The organism is Lactobacillus sp. C449L, from assembly GCF_059900815.1.
This window is the reverse complement of record NZ_JBWXGA010000236.1, coordinates 1-453: the sequence shown is the minus strand read 5'-3', so window position 1 is coordinate 453 and position 453 is coordinate 1. Positions and strand designations below refer to the sequence as shown.

The 453-nt window shown below is 70.0% G+C and carries 1 protein-coding gene; it reads right to left on the bottom strand.

Translation table 11 applies throughout. The annotated features are described in order from the left end of the window. Positions 1-365, bottom strand: a 365-nt coding sequence (locus tag AC2JF9_RS09200; protein ID WP_500727162.1) for a PAS domain-containing protein, incomplete at its 3' end; no start/stop codon positions are given. Positions 366-453 lie beyond the last annotated feature (88 nt).

The window sequence follows — 453 nt, the reverse complement described above, 5'->3', positions numbered from 1 at the left end:
CTCTCGCGCAGCGCCGCCTCCCGCTGCCGGTCGCGGGTGATGTCGACGCTGACGGCGACACCCCGCTCCGGCTCGCCGGCCGCGTTGCGGATGAGGCTGGCGGCAGTGCGGGTCCAAACCTCCGAGCCGTCCGGCCGCAGGTAGCGCTTCTCGGTCTCGAAGCGATCCTCCGCGAGCCGGCCCGCCAGAAGCTCCTCGCTGCGCGGCAGGTCGTCGGGATGGACGATCTCGCGCAGGTGGCGTCCCAGGAGCTCGTCGCGGCTGCGGCCGAGCATGGCGCAGAAGTAGTCGTTTGCGCGCACGAGGCGGCCGTCCAGGCCGCACTCGGTGAGACCGGCCGTCGCTTGGTTGAAGAGCACGTCCATCCTTTGCCCGCTCCGGATGCTGTTGTGGCTGGGGACCAGGCGGAGAGTATCGCTTTAATCTCACGGTTCCGCACGGCCCTTTCCACAC